This is a genomic window from Desulfosarcina variabilis str. Montpellier (genome assembly GCF_048565275.1).
Taxonomy (GTDB): domain Bacteria; phylum Desulfobacterota; class Desulfobacteria; order Desulfobacterales; family Desulfosarcinaceae; genus Desulfosarcina; species Desulfosarcina variabilis.
On the sequence record NZ_CP159846.1, the window covers coordinates 5,142,207 to 5,160,723 of the forward strand.

Here is an 18,517-nt window from a genome sequence, read left to right on the forward strand (position 1 = left end):
AAGGCCTCCTTATAGGTTTTTTGTGCCTTCAAAACAGGATGACAACCGACCGAGATTTCATTTAAAAAGGTTTTTCATAACCAACCGGACTCCAAAACTCGGTACGGTTGCCCTCCGGGTCGAACAGGTAGAACACATCGGCTCCCATCACCTGAGAACGAATCGCCGTCGGTTCTAATCCATCCTCGAGAAAGGCGCGATGCGCCATCTGCAGATCGTCGATTTGAAAGGACAAGGTAACGCCTTTTCCGTCACCGCTCACTATTGTTGTCCTGGATGAATCCGCGACGCTTAAAAAGGCGGTTGGGGTCAACCGAAACTCGACGAACCAATCTTTTTGAAATACAACCTCAAACCCGAGATGATCACGATAAAAGGCCACCGTCTCCTCCCATCGCCTGGCGTAAAGAATCGTGTTCGCTCTTTTTATATCTGTCGGCAATGTCATCGATTAGTCCCCTCGAATCATAACCAGCAGCATCTTGAATGGCTCCACGGCATGAAGCGCATGGGAAATATTTGCCGGCATGATCAGCATTTCGCCGGCGCTAACGTTTTGTGGTTCGCCGCCAATGGTAATTTCTGCTTTGCCGTCCAGGATATGAACCACGGCATCGAAGGGGGCGGTGTGTTCGCTGAGCCCCTGTCCCTGGTCAAAGGCAAACAGCGTGATATTGCCGATTTCCTTTTTGATCAGGGTTTTGCTCACAACAGAGCCTGCGGCGTATTCAATGTGGTTTTCCAGGTTGAACGCTGTACCTTTGGGTGCATTGGATTTTTCGCTCATAGTATCCTCCCTGTTTTTACCCGGTCGGGGCAACGAAACCGCAGCGTACCGGCCGCATCGTTGGCCATGGTTGGCGATCCTGAACCGGGATTGGTTCGCTATGTTTTGTCACTAATTTTAAAAAAATAATCACTGCAAATAGATATTGCCAAGCTCGGACAGCATTTGGTGAAAACGCTCATGCGTTCCAACGCCAATTTTTTCCGATTCGATTTGATCGAATCCGTGCTTCATTTCAGACAGGTCGCTTTCTGGTAGATGGTTTATTGCCAAGGGAAAGAGCACCTTGTTTTCTTTATCGATATAAAAATCCAGCAATGCAATGTAATCATCCGCATGACGTTTGAATTTTTCTGTGGCACCGCCATCCCCGTTTCGATATCGAGCAAATTCATTTTTCATTTTGGATACCAGATTGCGTCCACGTTGATGCTCTTCAAGCATGACACCCACCGGACCTCCTTCACGGCTGATGCCGACTTTTTCCAAGGCGGGAAAAAGCAGTTCTTCCTCCTTGCCATGGTGACACCTGTCGACAAAGGTAGTAAAAAACTCAAGCAGTTGTTCCACATGATCAGGATTGGAAATTTTCCCTGTTCTTTCGATATCCTGCCCAATCGTTTCTATAATTCTCAGCGTCGTCCTGACCGCTTCATGCTCTGTTAAGAGTTCGTTTATGGCGTTCATCGCATTCCTCCTTTTCGAATCGTTGCTATACATGCCAAATTTCAATCGTTCTTGACTATACAGGTTGCTTTTTAGGGATTGAATCAACCGGGACCTCACGGTCGATTTCGGTTTTTTGATACGACCATCCCGTGAGCAGTCCGATGACAAAATACGCCAATGCACCGACGCCGATCAGGAAAACCGTGTCACCGATCGTTCTAAGCCACCGTAACACCTCCATGACAGGCTGCTGCAGAAACTCGGCGCTGCGGGCAAACCACAATCCGTGTTCGATACTGGCCCATGTCTGCGCCAAACCGATCGGCAGCAAGCTTATCGCTATCATCAATACCAAGCCGCCATTCATGGACCAAAACGCCAGACGCAACGGGCCTTCTCGCCATACGCCGAGGGGATAGAGCCTTCTCAGGACAACCAGCGTCAAGCCCAACGCCAGCAAACCATATACGCCGAACAAAGCAGCATGGGCATGCACCGGAGTCGTGTTGAGCCCTTGCATGTAGTACAGGGCGATCGGTGGATTGATCAGGAATCCGAAAACACCGGCGCCGACAAGATTCCAGAAGGCCACCCCCATGAAGAACCAGATGGGCCATTTGTAATTTTTCATCCAAGAAACGACGTGGGCCTTCTGGTAGGTCTCCCATGCTTCGTATCCGATCAATGCCAGCGGCACGACTTCCAACGCACTGAAGGTCGCCCCCACCGCCATGATGGAAATCGGTGTTCCGCTGAAATAGAGATGATGAAAGGTACCCGGTATGCCTCCAAACAGGTAGATCGCGGAAGAAAAAAGCACTGCACGCGTGGCGCTCAAGGATTTAACCAACCCCAGTCGGGTGAAGATAAAAGCGATGGCTGCGGTGGCAAACACCTCGAAAAACCCTTCAACCCACAGGTGCACCACCCACCAACGCCAGTATTCCATAATGGTCAGGTGCGTCTTGGCACCGTAAAAAAAGCCGGCGCCATAGAACAAGCCGATGGCCGCCGACGATCCGGCGAACAGTAAAACCAATTGACGGCGATGCCCGTCTTGTTTCAGCGCCGGCCACAGTCCACGGAGCATGAGCACCAGCCAGAGCACCAATCCAACGAAGAGCAGGATTTGCCAAAATCGCCCTAAATCGAGATATTCATACCCCTGATGGCCGAACCAAAATCCGGCATCCAGGCTGAACGCCTGTTGAATCGACAACCATTCACCAGCCAATGAGCCTGCCACGACGAGAAGCAGGGCACCGAAAAGCACGTTGACCCCCAAGCGTTGAAATCTTGGTTCGCGCCCACCGACAGCAGGGGCAAGGTACAGGCCCGCTGCCAGAAATGCCGTCGCGATCCAGAAAACGGCCAGCTGGATGTGCCATGTTCGTGAGACTGCATAAGGAAGGATTTTGGCAAGGGGGACACCAAAGAAATGATCCCCTTCCACCGTATAGTGCGCCGTCAACCCACCCAAAAGTGTCTGAACCACGAAAAGTGCGATGACCGTCAAAGCGTACTTGCCTGCTGCCCGCATCGATGGGGTGGTTTCGATGCGATCCAAGGGATCGTTTCGATCCGGGGTTGGCGCCTCTTCCTCCCGGTCACGAAACAGCTTGTACCAAACCAGAGCACCCACACCGGCCAGCAGCAACGCAATACTGATCAGGGACCAGACCAGGCTCGCTGTGGTGGCATGGTTGCCAACCAAGGGCTCGTGCGGCCAGTTGTTGGTGTAAGTGACGGACATTCCCGGTCGTTCAGTTGTCGCTGCCCAGGCGGTCCAGAAGAAAAAAGCGGTGATCGCTTTTCTTCTGCTCACGTCAGGCAGTGCCGCTTCATGCAGCGCATAGGATTCGCGCAGTCCCGCCAGGGAAGGATCGCTGCCGAACAGCCCCATGTAATGGTCGGCCGTTGTGGCAATCGCTTCGGCACGCTCTTTGGACAGGATGACAACCCCGGTTTCCGGGTCGTAGGAATTGTGACGCATTTCCGACTGCACCCGCCGATCGATTTCCGCCTGTCGATATTCAGGCAAATCGCCATATTTGTTTGCGTAGTATTTGATGCTCAACAGGTCTCGAAGGGCCACCGCTTCCCGATGCAGCCAGTCGGCGGACCAATCCGGCGCCTGGTAAGCGCCATGGCCCCATACCGAGCCCACCTGCTGTCCGCCGATGCTTTGCCAGGATTGTTGACCTTTCAGGATATCCTCTTTTGTCATCACTCGCTCGCCTGTTTCCGTTCGGACTTCCTGTGGGATAGGCGGCACGTTGCGGTACAACTCGCGTCCGAACCAACCCAGGACGAACAAGGTGGAAAAAATCACTGCACCCAAGATAATCCATAGTCGTTTGGTCTCGTTCATGGCTCCTCCTTCCATTCTTGGTATATTCAGGAAGTTTAGTTCGTTTGCACCTTTACTCAGCAACGGGCGTGCCATGAATTTATCAATTGATATATCAACAAGTTGATATTGGATGTTGTAATAATGAAAACAACTTATCTGTTGTGTTTATGATAACATCGTTGTATAAATTATAACATGGATATGATCGAACCATTGGTTTCCATTGCTGTCGATCTCACGGCAGCGATGAGCGCAAAGGACCGGTACGAGAGGTTGCTCAGTGCTATGGAAAAGTTCCTTCCCTATGACGCTGCGGCACTGATGCGGGTGGATGGGGACTTGTTGATTCCGGTCGCCGCCCGTGGACTTATGCCGGACGCCATGGGCAGGCAATTTGCACGGAGCACACACCCAAGACTGGACATCATCTGCAATTCTGATGAACCGGTGCGATTTCCGGCAGACAACGCGCTTCCCGACCCATTCGATGGTCTGCTGTCTGCGGATGCCGGTGCATTGAGCCATATCCACGCGTGCCTGGGCTGCCCGCTACGTGTGGACAATGCACTCATTGGTGTGCTCACAGCTGATGCATTAGATCCCAAGGCATTCGACGACATGGACCCCCGCTTTTTGAAAGCCATGGGCGCGTTGGCCGGGGCACAAATGCAAACGGCCAAGCTAATTGATGCTTTGGAGAAAAGTGCCGAACGACAGGGTCAGATTACCAGTGATTTGATGCAGGACATTCATTTGCGCCAGGGGACGCAAATTCTCGGCGGCAGCTCCGTAATGGAACATTTGCGTCGGGAAATCGATCTGGTGGCCCGTTCCGATTTTACCGTTTTGGTCTTGGGTGAAACGGGTGTAGGCAAAGAATTGGTCGTCAGGGCCATTCATGCGGCCTCGAATCGGAAAGAGGCCCCGCTGCTTTATCTGAATTGTGCCGCCTTGCCGGAGACGCTTGCCGAGAGCGAAATGTTCGGCCATACCAGAGGTTCTTTTACCGGTGCGAGTAGAGATCGTGCAGGAAAATTCGAACTGGCCAACGAGGGCACGCTTTTTCTCGATGAGATTGGAGAGTTGCCGCTATCGGTTCAACCCAAACTGTTGCGGGCCATCCAGGAAGGTGAAATTCAGCGCGTTGGATCGGATACGACATCGAGGGTCGATGTGCGACTGCTTGCCGCCACGAATCGAAATCTTGAACAGGAGGTCGAAAGCAAACGCTTCAGGGCGGATCTTTTTCACCGATTGAACGTTTACCCCCTAAACGTCCCGGCACTAAGGATGCGTAAAGAGGATATCCCCCTGCTGGCCGGGCATTTCTGCGAACGCATCCAGCGTCGTTTGGGATTGGGGCCTGTCAGGATAAGTCCTGATTCATATGAAACGATGACGCAATATGATTGGCCGGGAAACGTAAGAGAACTTGAAAATGTTATTTCTCGGGCCGTGTTGAAAGCTTCCTTCGATGTTACCAGAGGGGATCCGGTGGTCATCTATCCATCCCATTTGGGCGGCGATTTTGTCCCGGCGCATCTTTCGGAAAGACCGCAACCACCTGAAGAGAAAACCGTTTTTACGAAGGATTTTGCATTCAACAATGCGGTTAGGGCGTTTAAAATAAGGATGATTCAAAAAGCCATCGATAAAAACAATGGCAACTGGGCCGCAGCGGCAAGAGATTTGAACATGCATCGCAGTAATCTTCACAATCTTGCCAAAAGGCTTGGATTGAAAAGGTAGAGACAAAATCCATTCGAAGGCGATTTTTATGTCTGAGGTGTCTGAATGAAATCCCACGGTCTGGTGGGATCCAGAACATGCCCGATCGGCTGGATGGACGACTTATATGAATTGGCAAAGGAAGTTGACAAGGTATTACTTTTTGATTCGGCGCATGCCATATCAAACAGAACGCCTTTGTTTGTTTGCCAATATATCGAAAAGCGCGCTCCACTTTTAAACATCGAACAACGATGAAATATCGCCGCATTACAGCGGTCTAATGAAAAACCAGATCAGCTTTGTTGACAAAATTGCTCGGCCAGTTGGTCGAAATCGGCGTCGGTCAGAACTGCCGCAAAGCGTTTGCCGCCACGACTCTTCTTTTTGTAGAGCACCAGACAGGCATCAACGATGTCAAGCACCTCCTGCTCATTGAAAATACCGGGCAGTTCCCGGGCCAACCGCGGGTGCCTTCCCAGCTTGCCGCCCAGAAGCACCCGATACCCTTTTTCCTTCTCCCCAATCGTTCCGGTAGGACAATCAAGGATACATTTTCCACAGGCCATGCAGCGATCACGGTCGATGGCAACCGTCTCATTGATGGTGATCGCATCGTCCGGACAAACCTCGACACATGCAGCACACTGGCTGCAGGTTTCCTCAGTAATGGCCGGCATCACTGCTCCGATGATGCCGATATCCTTGATCTGAGGCTGAGAGCAGGCATTGGGGCAGTCGGCCACGGTCACCCGAAATTCGTGGTGGAACTTGAGATTGTCGCCCACCTGATCTTTCAAAAAGGAGAGCAGGTCCGCCGCCTGCAGAACCCCCTCCAGGCGTTTGAGCAAATCATCGGAAATCCCAATGCGGTTCGGACATCCATTGGAACCGAAGCAAGTGTCAAGCTGATAACCCTTGACCTCGGCGGTCATACCGCTCAGGTATCGTTTCTGGGTGGTCTTGACGGCCTTGATGTCAACCATCGTCTTGCCTTCCGCGGTGGTTTCTTTTTCCACCCGGGATTTCACTTTTTTACGGACAAAAAACGGAACTTTCTTCAATGCCGCTTCAGCTTCAGTCGTCCATCGCATCGCGGACCCCCTCGTTTCAAAAAAAACTCCGTCCCCAGCAGCAGGAACGGAGTCTTTCGGTTTGTCCGGCGGTTGGACTATTTGCCGAATATCTTCGGCGGTCGGGTCGTGTCTCCGGTGGCATTGGGGTACTTCGGATATACATAAGCTTTCTTGTCGGTGGCGACCAGATGATCGGCCTCTTCCATGAATTCGTTGAAGCGGGCCTTGCATTCATAAAAGCCGTGCCACCAAGCGTAGTCCGGGGCCATCATCATGACGCCCATACGCGCCCGGCGTCCCTCGTGGTGCCACAGCTCGTAGAACTGAAGCTCCAGGTGCTCATCGAAGAACTTGGTCTTGTCCAGCAGATTCTTGGTATACAGGTCGTCCAGCATGGCCTTGGCCGGCTTGAAGTAGACATTGTTGTATTCTTCCACGGCCTTGTCGAATCCATGGTAGAAGTCGTCGATCCACGAATCACCATGGCAGGCGCGGCAGACGTCCTTCATCTTCTCCCGCTCCACCTGCCAGTCGTTGCCCGCGGGAAAGGGTTTGAAGTCGGCCGGACGCACGGTCAGCGGGGCCTGGGTCTCCCAGGAAATCCGCTCGGTGACGTCGTGGGTGCCCATGACCTTGCCCGATCCGCTCATGTGGCAAGCGGCGCAGGTGGGCGCCCGGTAGTCCGTGCCCGGCGACCAGGTCCCGGCGGCGGCCTTGAAATTAAACTCGTCGCCGAAGGCATGATAGATGGTACCGTGCTTGGACTCCTCGTAAATCTCGATCTGGGGATGGTCCGGGCCCAAGTGGCAGGAATCGCAGGCTTCGGGCCGCCGGGCCTCGGATACGGCGAAGCGGTGCCGGCTGTGGCAGGAGGTACACGAGCCCTTGCTGCCGTCCATATTCAGCCGCCCCACGCCTACGTTGGGCCAGGTGGTCGGGTCCAGTTTGCCCTTGTCGTCGATGGCCAGCACCGTACCGTGACAGTGGTAGCAGCCGGTTTTGCGTTCGTTGTCCGAGTTCATGCCCTTGTTCAGCCAGGGGTCCAGCTTCCACATGATCTCAATGGTATTGGCGTGCTTGCTTTTGCTGTACTGGGTCACCTCGTCCGGATGACAGCGGGAGCAGTCCTTGGGGGTGACCACGGTGGCGATGGGCATCTTGTATTTCTGTTCGCCGTAGGGAAGATCGCTGCGGCCGTAGTATTTTTCATGATCCTTGGCTACGTCCTGATCGCCGGGCTGGGCCAGGTGGCAGTCCAGGCAGGTGATGTTGGCGTTGGCGTGCCGGCTGTTGGCCCAGTCGCCGAACAAGCCGGGGTTGGTCTGTTTGTGACACTCGATGCAGGCCACCGCTTCGGGCGGAACGCTGCGTTCGATGCGGTACTCCTTGACCTTGGCATAGTTGGGCTGGGCCAAAGCGGGCAATTGCACCGTAACCAGCACCAGCAGAACAATTACGGCGCCTGGCAGGGCAGCTCGTTTTCCTCGCCTCATGGTAACCCTCCTCTCGGTTTAAAGATCGGACATACGGTTATTGACAGCAAGTGATTACAGGTTTCTCAGCCCTTTGGCCTGATAGGGCACCTCCCGGTACTGCTTGTACATGACGGTCACCTGGTCGTTGTGGACCAGGTCATAGTGGCAATCGACACATTTTTTCTCATACCCAGGCCGCGGATATAGGACGGTGCGGTGGGCCAGCATGGCCCCGCGTTTATGGGGCATGCCCAGCAGATTGCGGTGGCATTTCTGGCACTGGGCATTGTCGAAGGAGGCGTAGGCCGCCTCCCGGTTCTTCTGGCGGTCATATTCATCGATGGTGAAGTGCTTGATCACGTCCTTGGCACCGTGCAGGGTTTTGGCGAAGAAAAAATCAAAGGTTTTATGAGGGGCGGGCAGGTGGCAGTCCATGCAGTCGGCAACGAACCCCTGAGGGTTGTTGACGTGGGTGGACGAACGCCAGGCTACCACCGCCGGCTTGATCTCATGGCAAGTGGCGCAAAAGTCCGGGGTCGATGTTCTCACCATGGTATAGTAGGTCATGCTGAACAAAGGGAAGGCAATGACGATACCGACACCGATCAGGACCGCTGCGATTATATATTTGTTCATGATGCCCTCATTTATTGCATTTGACGAAATTGTCCGGACCTATTCTCGGATGGCATCCAGAAACAACATCCAGGCGTTTTTGCTGTGCCGAACCAGATCGAATTCGCCATCGCTCAGATTCCAGATAATCGCTGCAGGCTGAATCATCCCCAAAAAAGAAACAGCAATATTTTCAGCAGGCACATCCTTTCGGATGGATCCTTTTTCTTGGCCTTCCGCTACGATTAAAGTAACATTGCTGATCACATCACGAATAATGCCATACAACTGCTGCTGCTTTTCCGGCATCCCACCGACAACTTCCTCTGAGAAAATAATTCGAGGAATCGCATTGTTGCCGGCGATCAACTCAACATGCTTGCTTAAAACGATGTTCAGCTTTTCGACCGGTTCCAGATTCTGTTGAATCACATCACGGTAATTCTGATTGAGGCGTGTCTGGATGAGCTTCAATACCGCGGTGACAATTTCACTTTTATTTTTGAAATGCCGGTAGACCGCTGAAGGGACAATACCCACCTTTTTTGCTACAGCGGCAACATTCAGCCCTTTGATGCCGTCCGACCGGACAATATCCAGCGCCGCTTCAGCAATTTGTTCATGGCGAATAGCAGTATCGAAACGTTTTTTTACCATTACGAGAAAATAAGTGAATATAGATTCACTTAATAAAAAATTGGTGTGCTTGTCAAATTAATTTATTCGAGATCTTGCTTCAATGCCCACTATTTTTGTAAGATTCCTTGAATCCAGCCCCATGAATGAAGTCCGTTTTGAACACTGTACCACAACATTGAAAAAATTATTTCGTTTCTACGTGGCCAGAATCTGATTTCACCCCGATTTTGCAAAAACACAACGATTGAACGCTATGGAAAAAGTCTTATCAAGCGTTGATAGTTTAAAAAAAGCGGATATGTTCGATGGATTAACCGAAGATCAGCACAATCGGGCAATCCATAGCGGCATCAAAAAACAATTACGCCCCAACGAATTTCTTTTTCATCAGGGATCTCCGGCCTCCAGCTGTTTCCTGGTCATGCAGGGCCAGCTAAAGCTGACAAAGCTCAACGAGCACGGCAAGGAGGTAATCATTCGTTATGTAGGCCCTGGAGAATTGACTGCGGCTGTAGTGGCTCTTAGAAACGGGGTCTATCCGGTTACCGCAGAATCCGTTGGTGCAACTGAAGTCATTGGCTGGGATCACTCCAAGATGATGAAGCTGATGCGCCAATTCCCGGACATTGCGATCAATTTTCTGGGTATCGTATTGGCGCGCATCGAAGATGTCCAGCAGCGCTACCTGGAAATTTGCACGGAACAGGTTGATCGAAGGATAGCACGCTCCCTGCTTCGGTTGATGCGTTGGAAGGGTGTTAAAAAAGAAGGTGGCATTCTGATCGAGATTCCATTGAGCCGACAGAATATTGCCGACTATTCCGGCACCACCCTTTATACGGTCAGCCGCACGCTTAGTGGCTGGGAAAAAAAGAATTGGATCAAATCGGGACGGGAAAAGATTATCGTCACAGACCCTCATGCACTGGTTGCCTTTGCTGAAGCAGGCTAAGATTTACCGCTTACCATCCCCCTTTGCACATACTTTCCGTCATCAAAAGATATTGTCGAAAAAAACTTGTTGTTTGCGCCAGCGCAAAGACGCGGCCTCCCCTTCCTGATAAATTCGCTCCAGAATAGGCCACGAGCCGAATATCGGAAACCGTTTTGACACGCAAAGGAAATATCGATCATGGGAAGCAATATATCGGAATCCAATACCATCAAGGAACTGCTGGATCAACACCCATATCTGCTGCATACATTCGTTGATTTGGGTCTGATGTGTGTGGGTTGCCCTGCAGACGCGTTTCACAACCTTTCCGACGTTGCCAGAGAGTATAACCTCGATAAAAGTAAATTAATGGCCCACTTGGAAAAGGTGATCGACGACGTAACGGTCGGAAAGACTATCCGTTGACCCGAACATCTGACGAACGAAAGGAAATCCAATGGCACCCAACATACCCGGAGGCCTGCTGACCACTGCCATGGCCGTGATGCCTCACACGGACGTTGAACGGGCACTTGAAATAGCCCTGTCCCTGGACGTCCCTTTCTGGCCCCAGCTACCCAACTACAGTTATTACGAAGACATGTATGTGCAGGCTGCCGAGCATTTTCCGGGAATTGTCCTGGACATCGAAAAACGGACTTTGCGTTTTTCGATAGACAAGTTCGCCGAGGAACTGGAAGAGACCTTGCTTCGATTCGACGACCCGACCCTTTTCGATGTCAGCAAGACTTATTCGGCGGTCTATCATCGTTTTCTGGCGTTGGATCATTCGGATCGACCCGCCATTCGGGGACAGTTGGAAGGCCCCATCAGTTTTGGGTTCAATGTTATCGATCAAGATGAGCGACCCATTATTTTTGATGATACCGTCAGGCCGTTCATGCTCGAATTCATGGCCAAGCGGATAAACGTTCAATTGGCCCGGCTCAAACAGCTGAATGCCAATGCCTTTATGTTCGTTGATGAACCGGGATTGCAATTTCTGTTTTCTGCAATGGCCGGGTACGGGGATCTTAAGGCCAAGGGTGATCTGGATCAATTTTTCTCCCAGGTTGATCGACCCCGGGGCATCCACCTTTGTGGCAACCCCGATTGGGATTTTCTTCTGAACCTGGATTTGGATGTGCTTTCTTTAGATGTCTATACCAACGCAGAAGTCTTCGCGTCCTATGCCACGGCTATCAAAAAGTTCCTGGAAAAGGATGGTGTCATTGTTTGGGGAATCGTACCTACAGGATTCGAGACCTTCCAAAAAGAGGACATGCATTCCATGATAGAGCGCCTGGAAAATGTCTGGCGCGTGTTGTGGAGCAAAGGAATAGATAAAGAACAAATGATTGCCAAAAGTTTGATTTCTCCAGCAACGTGCTGTCTGGTCAATCCGGATAAGGAACGCACCGTGGAACGCGCTTTTGGCGCCGTCAATGAAATGGCCGCGAGGCTGAGAGATCGATATATCGCTTAATAAACATAGACTATCCAGCGCACCCACCCCGACTTAGTAACGAGTGATGAAGGCTTTTAAGGCCTCAGATGTCATGAATGCCCCGGTGCACGTGGTGAGCACCGATACAGAAACTAAACAGGAAGGAAATCGGCCATGCAAAAAAGAAAGATCGCTGAAAAAATTCATTGGCTTGGCGCCGTGGATTGGGATCGTCGACTTTTCGACTCCCTCATCCCGCTTCCGGATGGGACGACCTACAATGCCTATTTGATAGAAGGCAGTGAGAAAACCGTGCTCCTGGACACGGTCGACCCACCCATGGCCGAGGTCTTGACGGCACAGCTCGACAATGTACCCAAGATCGACTTTGTCGTCTCCCACCATGCCGAGCAGGACCATTCCGGCACGATACCGCAGGTGCTGGAGCGTTTTCCGCAAGCCAAGGTGGTGGCAACGCCCAAGGCCAAGGGCATGCTCATGGATATTTTGAAAATTCCCGAGAACGCCTTCGTTACCGTGCAAGACGGTGAAACGCTGTCACTCGGAGATAAGACATTGGAATTCATCCACACCCCATGGGTCCACTGGCCCGAAACCATGGTGACCTACCTGCGGGAAGACAAGATTCTCTTCAGCTGCGATTTTTTCGGCTCCCACATCGCCACCAGCGATCTTTTCGTTATCGACCAGGGGCGGGTGCATGAGGCGGCCAAACGCTATTTTGCCGAAATCATGATGCCTTTCCGCAGCATCATCGCTAAAAACATGAAAAAACTCAACGGGTATGACATTCAGATGATCGCTCCGAGCCACGGCCAGATCTACGACCGGCCGACCTGGATCATGGAAGCCTATCAAGATTGGGTGGCCGGCGATCCGCACAATCTGGTCGTCCTACCCTTTGTCTCCATGCACGGCAGCACGCGAAAAATGGTGGACCATCTCACCGCCGCCCTCGTCGGGCGGGAAATTCGCGTGGAACTGTTCAACCTCGCGGTAACCGACATCGGCAAGCTCGCCATGGCGCTTGTCGACGCGGCTACGATGGTCGTGGGGGTGCCGACGGTGCTGGCCGGGCCTCATCCCCTGGCTGCGTATGCGACCTTGCTGGCCAATGCGCTGAAACCAAAAGTCAGGTTTCTCTCCATTATCGGCTCCTATGGATGGGGAGGAAAGACCGTGGAAACACTTGCCGGAATGATTCCCAATCTGAAAGTCGAGGTGATCGACCCGGTACTTTGCAAAGGGCTTCCGGCCGAAGCGGATTTCGCTTCATTGGACCGGTTGGCAGACAGCATTGCGCAAAAGCATAAAGAAAACGGGTTTCGATAATATCAACCATTTCCACCCACCATTCAAATCAAGGAGGAAGTCTATGTTTTGTTTTCAATGTCAAGAAACGGCAAAAAATCAAGGTTGTACGGTGAAAGGCGTGTGCGGCAAGCCCGAAGAAACTGCGGATCTACAGGATCTGCTCATTTACGTTTGCAAGGGCATTGCGGTTTACGGGGAAAAGCTGAAGGAGAAGGGCACGGTGGAAAAAGAGGCCGGCCACTTCATCTGTGAAGCGCTTTTCACCACCATTACCAACGTGGCCTGGGATGATGACGTAATCGTCGACCGAATCCGGCAGGCCCTCGATGTCAGAGACGCGGTCAAAGAAAAACTTGGCGGCGACCTTCCGGACGCGCTTCCGGATTGCGCGGTCTGGGCGGCGACCGACAAACAGGCCATTATGGACAAGGCATTATCCGACGAAGTTCGCATTACAGCCATGCAAAACGAGGATGTGCGGTCCCTCAGAGAGCTGTTGATCATCGGCAGCAAGGGAATCGCCGCTTATGCAGATCATGTCGCGATTCTTGGCCATGAAAAGGACGACATCTATGGATTCCTCATGGAGGCCCTGGCTTCCACCACCAAGGAACTGTCAACGGACGAGATGGTCGGTTTGGTCATGAAGGCTGGAGAGTGCGCCGTCAACACCATGGCCCTGCTGGACGAGGCCAATACCAAGGCCTACGGCAATCCTGAAATCACCGAGGTGAGCATCGGCGTGGGCAAAAACCCCGGCATCCTGATTTCCGGCCATGACCTGAAAGACATGGAAGAGTTGCTCAAACAGACCGAGGGGACCGGCGTAGACGTATACACCCACGGCGAGATGCTGCCGGCCAACTGCTACCCGGCCTTCAAAAAGTACGACCATTTTATCGGCAACTACGGCGGATCGTGGTGGCACCAAAACAAGGACTTCGAATCTTTCAATGGGGCCATTGTATTGACCACCAATTGTTTGATCCCGATCAAAAAGACTAACACCTATCTGGATAGGCTGTTTACCACCGGCGTGGTGGGCTATCCGGGAGCCAAACACATTGCCAAAAGGCCGCAAGGCGGTGCCAAGGATTTTTCCGCTGTCGTGGAACGAGCCAAGCAATGCGCACCGCCAGAGGAGATCGAGTCCGGCAAGATCGTGGGCGGTTTCGCGCACAACCAGGTGCTGGCCCTGGCCGACAAGGTTATCGATGCGGTGAAATCCGGTGCCATCAAACGGTTTGTCGTCATGGCCGGATGCGACGGACGCCAGAAATCCCGCAGCTACTTTACCGAGGTGGCCGAAAACCTGCCCAAGGACACCGTGATTCTCACAGCAGGTTGTGCCAAGTACCGCTACAACAAGTTGAACCTGGGCGACATCGGCGGCATTCCACGCGTGCTGGATGCCGGTCAATGCAACGACTCCTATTCGCTGGCCGTGATCGCCCTCAAGCTCAAGGAAGCGTTCGGGCTGGACGACATCAACGACCTTCCCGTTTCCTATGACATCGCCTGGTACGAGCAAAAAGCCGTTGCCGTGTTGCTGGCCCTGCTGTCTCTCGGTGTCAAAGGAATCAGATTGGGTCCGACCTTGCCTGGCTTCCTGTCGCCCAACGTAGCCAATGTTCTGGTGGAGAAATTCGATATCAAACCCATCGGGACCGTCGAGGAGGATATCGCTGCCATGATGGCCGGCAAATAGCAATAAGAGACCTGCGTGTTCGCTTCCCGGGGAACAGACACGCAGGTCTAATTTCACCAGGCAATCTTCCACTAATCAATCCTACACTTGGCATTGGTACCATCCGCCCAGAGAGAATCCCGATTCCGGCGCAGGCATGTAGCGGCAATGGTCCCTGTGGTGGTAGTACTGAGGGGCGCTGTGCAGTATACCCGGATCAATTGTGTATCTGGGTCCGAGCCTACCAGCGTCTTGCACGCGTCAACAGGCTTGCAACCTTTTTGCAAGCCAGGGTCCCCCCGCGTAGATGGGAGTTGAATAAAACCTCATCGTGGGTCAATTTCCATCTCGATAAAAACAAACAATCATGAATGGCCGGCACTCGAGATCAGGCGGCCAGTGAGATAGGTTCCCAGGGTGAATAGTTCGCGAATGCCGGACAGGTTTTGAGCAGAGCGATGGAATAAGAGACCCGCCTGGGCAGGAAAGAGGCCGTCCGCTCTCCCTTATGGCATACCAACGACATTGATGAAATTCTTCATTATTAGAAGCGAAACAATAACAGCTTCTTATTTCTTCCATGAGACGTTTTCTTTCCAATGAACAGCACTGGTTTGATTGGTTGTCAATCGTGTTCATTTCCATTTCGTTTTACCTACGTTCCGGTGTGAACCGATCGATACGTTCAATGACGAGGGCCTTTTTCACACCGTGGTAAGCCACACCGTCTGCAAAGTATTGATGCCTCAGGTAGGCTATGAATAGAGGATGCAAGCGACATGCCGCTTTAAAGAAAAGGTAATAACTCTTTGAGTGTCTACGTTCTTTTATCAGTAAAAATTTGAACACAGCTTCAACATTTTGATTAAATCAATATCCTGAGGTGTGAGATCAAAAAACTGATAGATCTGAATGGTCATTTTGGGACTATACGCCAACACTACTTTATTGAAATGAAAGCCACATCATTTAAATCATTTTGCTATGAGCTGTCCACTGTGTATAGTATTTTTACTCAGCAAGTCTATTTGCATATCGATCTGATAGGGCTTATATTATTCTTGGTACCCAGCTGGACAATCGGGTTCAGCATGGTGCCATAGGGAACAATGAAAACCTTTCATTCTCCCTCCTCCTTGGGCAGGTCTATAAATGGACCTGCCCTTCAGAATTACATCAAGCAACTCGTCCCATCGCAGGGTACAATGAACGGGGGTGTTATTATGGCAAAACATGTTGTGATCGATACCGACGAATGTATAGGGTGTGAAACATGTGTTGAATTATGTTCGGAGGTATTCGCTTTTAACGAAGATGAAGAGAAGGCTGAGGTCATCAAGCCAGAGGGAGGCCCCGAGGATTGTATCGAAGAAGCAATAGAATCCTGTCCGGCTGAATGCATTCGATGGGAATGAGGACTAACTAATCTCACTCTAACAGCCTACCCTACATCCCACATATCTATAGATTGATTTTTAATATTTTTCGGCCAGCTCCATTACATGGATTCAGTGTCACCTGCAAATACAGGCAACACCTCATTTGCCAGTTCGAAAACAATGCTTATTATATATACAAGAAAAAATGAACGTTCTTCGCGCACCGACCAAGACAGACGCATTTCAGGTGAACAGCCTCTGCGGATATACCGGCCAATACCCCGGAAAGGATATGCCGGCAATCTTTGAAATAGCCCCCGGAAAGGACTGTTTCAGAGCGTCTACAGAGTGAGAAAGTTGGAAGCTTTACACCGGAGTTTCCCCTTTCGATGACAGGGGGTGGTGGCCCCATTGCAGCGATGCCTGAATAAATGCGATCGAGAATGATCCAGTATGTGATAGAACCGGTCAGGGTCACCTGACCGGTTACTTTTTTTCGACCTCCGTGCAACCCCCACCGATCCGCTTTTTTCATGTTATGCTCTTTGAAATACCCTTTAGCAGGCTCATAGATTGCCGAGTCTTTTTTTTATTCCCGAGAATCGATAGTGACATTGCAGCAAAAGGACCAGCTATATCCGATTGAAGGAGATCAAAAGGAAATGCGATCTGGCCAATATTCCACTATTAATTCACATCAAATAGAATATCAAAGCCTTAAACGGATTTCCCGCACTGCTTCCGGGATTCTGCCGCTGTGGGCGATGTCATTGGCAATGCTTTGAATATGATCGCTCAATGCCTGTTCATTATCGTTCCAGATGTAAGGCCGATCCTCGGAAGGCGGGCGTCCAACCGTTTCTCGAACCGCTGAATACAACTTTTCAGTCGCTGGCGATAAGCAGCGTCGGGCGTCAAAGTTGCCGGCAACGAGTTTGCTGCGTAAGTCTGCGGCCTGAACACCGAACATCAGTGCTACCGCCATGTACTGCTGAAAAGCCTCCACGGACTGCCGAGCCAGATTGGCAGACCCCATCCCCTGGCTGTTGATGTTTTGATTGAACTGTTCGGCATGCGTAGGAAAGCGGTCGACCAACGAATTCCCCAAAAAGGTGAGGATCGGCATGATCGAGTTGCCGTTGATTTGCAGTCCTTTCAAACCCATGTTGACCTTGCGCTGGGGGTTACCGATCAGGGAGGCTGGCAGCCCATTGCTGAATTCAGCGGTAGTCAACTGAGATATCTGGGCATCCAGATGCTTGGCCAACAGGCCGATGTAGTAGCGCAGTTGATCCATGGCTACCCCGATGTACTGACCGAGGAAATTACCTCCATGAAAATCCTGTGCATTATCGGCGTCGATCAAGGGATTGTCGGTGGCCGAATTCATCTCGATGGCGACCTGCCGCGATATCTGGGCCAGCCCCTCCACTATCGGTCCCATATACTGCGGAAGACAGCGCAGGGAGTAGCGATCCTGGACCAATTGTCCCTGGCGGGGATGCTGCCGGCCTTCCAATTCGTCTCGGATCAGAGTGGAACCGCTAAGCATTTCAAGCATTTGAGCGGCAATCCATTGTTGACCCGGGTGGGGCTTGTGAGCGTGAATAAATGGATGAAAGGACTGGTTGGTCCCTCCCAACGCCTGAATGGCAAGGGCATGCGCGGCAACCGCCAGGGCCAGCAGAATCTGTGCATCATAAATGCAGTTGGCGGCAATACCACTCATCACCGACGTGCCGTTGATCATGGCCAGCCCTTCCTTTGGCCGCAGCCGCAGTTGCGGCAGCCCAAGTTTCTTGAGAGCGGTCAGCGAATCCATGGAAACGCCGTCAAAATCAACCGTAAAACATTTATCCAGGCCGATAAGGGCACCGGTGATGCAAGCCAAGGGCGTCAAATCGCCGCTTGCCCCGATGGAACCGAATTCGCAAACGTGGGGCGTCACCTTTTCGTTTAAGAAGATCTGCATGCGACGGATCAGCTCCATCCGCAACCCCGAGAAACCAAGCATGTGTGTGTTGGCTCGGATAACCATGGCAGCGCGCATATCCTTAGTGGGAAGCTTTTTGCCAGAGTCGGTCTTCATGAACCAGATCAGATTTTCCTGAAGTTCGGCGGCATCCTCCGGAGAAATCAGCGTGTGCGCCATTCCACCGAAACCGGTGGTCACGCCATAAATCGTCTTGCCCAGCTTGGCCGCCTCGACAATGTAACGATGGGCGGCTTCGATTTTCATTAGGATCCGATCCTCAGTGGTAAGCTCGACCCTGGCTCCACAACGAGCAACATTGATGACCTGGTCAATGGTAAGATCTCGACCATTGATTACTATGCTTTTGTTGTCACTTTTCAACGTATTCATTAAACCGCTTTCTTCATTGTGTTTCTTT

The 18,517-nt window shown here is 51.7% G+C and carries 17 protein-coding genes and 1 pseudogene; 9 read left to right on the forward strand and 9 right to left on the reverse strand.

Translation table 11 applies throughout. From position 1 onward, the window contains the following. Positions 1-61 precede the first annotated feature (61 nt). The 4 genes from Dvar_RS23185 to Dvar_RS23200 form a co-directional block, all read right to left on the reverse strand. On the reverse strand, positions 62-448 hold the full coding sequence (locus Dvar_RS23185) for a VOC family protein (RefSeq protein ID WP_419655496.1): 387 nt from the start codon (positions 446-448) through the stop codon (positions 62-64). A gap of 3 nt (positions 449-451) precedes the next feature. Next, a complete protein-coding gene (locus Dvar_RS23190) occupies positions 452-787 on the reverse strand; it encodes a cupin domain-containing protein (protein ID WP_419655497.1) in 336 nt (111 codons plus the stop codon). Positions 788-916: 129 nt separating this feature from the next. After that, complete coding sequence (locus tag Dvar_RS23195) at positions 917-1,561, reverse strand: hemerythrin domain-containing protein (RefSeq protein ID WP_419655498.1); 645 nt, start codon at positions 1,559-1,561, stop codon at positions 917-919. Then, positions 1,530-3,827 carry a nitric-oxide reductase large subunit gene (locus Dvar_RS23200; protein WP_419655499.1) on the reverse strand — a complete coding sequence of 766 codons (2,298 nt, stop codon included), beginning with the start codon at positions 3,825-3,827 and terminating at the stop codon, positions 1,530-1,532. Before Dvar_RS23200 ends, Dvar_RS23195 begins: the two co-directional genes overlap by 32 nt. 177 nt (positions 3,828-4,004) lie before the next feature. Here Dvar_RS23200 and norR point away from each other — a divergent pair, with 177 nt between their 5' ends. After that, positions 4,005-5,558, forward strand: coding sequence for a nitric oxide reductase transcriptional regulator NorR (gene norR, locus Dvar_RS23205; RefSeq protein ID WP_419655500.1), 1,554 nt, complete (start codon positions 4,005-4,007; stop codon positions 5,556-5,558). 12 nt (positions 5,559-5,570) lie between these two features. Then, positions 5,571-5,702 (forward strand): annotated as a pseudogene (locus Dvar_RS23210) (sulfur reduction protein DsrE); the annotation flags it as partial. A 131-nt stretch (positions 5,703-5,833) separates the two neighbouring features. Here Dvar_RS23210 and Dvar_RS23215 read toward each other — a convergent pair. The 4 genes from Dvar_RS23215 to Dvar_RS23230 all read right to left on the reverse strand — a co-directional run bounded on the left by Dvar_RS23215 (position 5,834) and on the right by Dvar_RS23230 (position 9,360). Continuing rightward, positions 5,834-6,631, reverse strand: coding sequence for a 4Fe-4S binding protein (locus Dvar_RS23215; protein ID WP_419655501.1), 798 nt, complete (start codon positions 6,629-6,631; stop codon positions 5,834-5,836). Positions 6,632-6,708: 77 nt separating this feature from the next. Next, positions 6,709-8,106 carry a multiheme c-type cytochrome gene (locus Dvar_RS23220; protein ID WP_419655502.1) on the reverse strand — a complete coding sequence of 466 codons (1,398 nt, stop codon included), beginning with the start codon at positions 8,104-8,106 and terminating at the stop codon, positions 6,709-6,711. 54 nt (positions 8,107-8,160) lie between these two features. Continuing rightward, the gene (locus tag Dvar_RS23225) at positions 8,161-8,724 is read right to left on the reverse strand and encodes a NapC/NirT family cytochrome c (RefSeq protein ID WP_419655503.1); all 564 of its coding nucleotides are present in this window, start codon (positions 8,722-8,724) and stop codon (positions 8,161-8,163) included. 39 nt (positions 8,725-8,763) lie between these two features. Continuing rightward, entirely contained in the window at positions 8,764-9,360 is a 597-nt protein-coding gene (locus Dvar_RS23230) for a TetR/AcrR family transcriptional regulator (RefSeq protein ID WP_419655504.1), read from the reverse strand. Between the two features lie 280 nt (positions 9,361-9,640). Here Dvar_RS23230 and Dvar_RS23235 point away from each other — a divergent pair, with 280 nt between their 5' ends. The 7 genes from Dvar_RS23235 to Dvar_RS23265 all read left to right on the forward strand — a co-directional run bounded on the left by Dvar_RS23235 (position 9,641) and on the right by Dvar_RS23265 (position 16,160). Then, complete coding sequence (locus Dvar_RS23235) at positions 9,641-10,294, forward strand: Crp/Fnr family transcriptional regulator (RefSeq protein ID WP_419655505.1); 654 nt, start codon at positions 9,641-9,643, stop codon at positions 10,292-10,294. Between the two features lie 180 nt (positions 10,295-10,474). Further along, the gene (locus tag Dvar_RS23240) at positions 10,475-10,702 is read left to right on the forward strand and encodes a DUF1858 domain-containing protein (protein ID WP_419655506.1); all 228 of its coding nucleotides are present in this window, start codon (positions 10,475-10,477) and stop codon (positions 10,700-10,702) included. A gap of 31 nt (positions 10,703-10,733) precedes the next feature. Beyond that, positions 10,734-11,762 carry a hypothetical protein gene (locus Dvar_RS23245; RefSeq protein WP_419655507.1) on the forward strand — a complete coding sequence of 343 codons (1,029 nt, stop codon included), beginning with the start codon at positions 10,734-10,736 and terminating at the stop codon, positions 11,760-11,762. A gap of 135 nt (positions 11,763-11,897) precedes the next feature. Continuing rightward, a complete protein-coding gene (locus Dvar_RS23250) occupies positions 11,898-13,076 on the forward strand; it encodes an FprA family A-type flavoprotein (RefSeq protein WP_419655508.1) in 1,179 nt (392 codons plus the stop codon). A 43-nt stretch (positions 13,077-13,119) separates the two neighbouring features. Further along, entirely contained in the window at positions 13,120-14,766 is a 1,647-nt protein-coding gene (gene hcp, locus Dvar_RS23255) for a hydroxylamine reductase (RefSeq protein WP_419655509.1), read from the forward strand. 122 nt (positions 14,767-14,888) lie between these two features. Then, a complete protein-coding gene (locus Dvar_RS23260) occupies positions 14,889-15,116 on the forward strand; it encodes a methylenetetrahydrofolate reductase C-terminal domain-containing protein (RefSeq protein WP_419664150.1) in 228 nt (75 codons plus the stop codon). 852 nt (positions 15,117-15,968) lie between these two features. Beyond that, positions 15,969-16,160: a ferredoxin gene (locus tag Dvar_RS23265; RefSeq protein ID WP_419655510.1), complete on the forward strand. Its 192-nt coding sequence runs from the start codon at positions 15,969-15,971 to the stop codon at positions 16,158-16,160. Positions 16,161-16,833: 673 nt separating this feature from the next. Here Dvar_RS23265 and Dvar_RS23270 read toward each other — a convergent pair. Continuing rightward, positions 16,834-18,489 carry an HAL/PAL/TAL family ammonia-lyase gene (locus tag Dvar_RS23270; protein WP_419655511.1) on the reverse strand — a complete coding sequence of 552 codons (1,656 nt, stop codon included), beginning with the start codon at positions 18,487-18,489 and terminating at the stop codon, positions 16,834-16,836. Between the last annotated feature and the right edge of the window lie 28 nt (positions 18,490-18,517).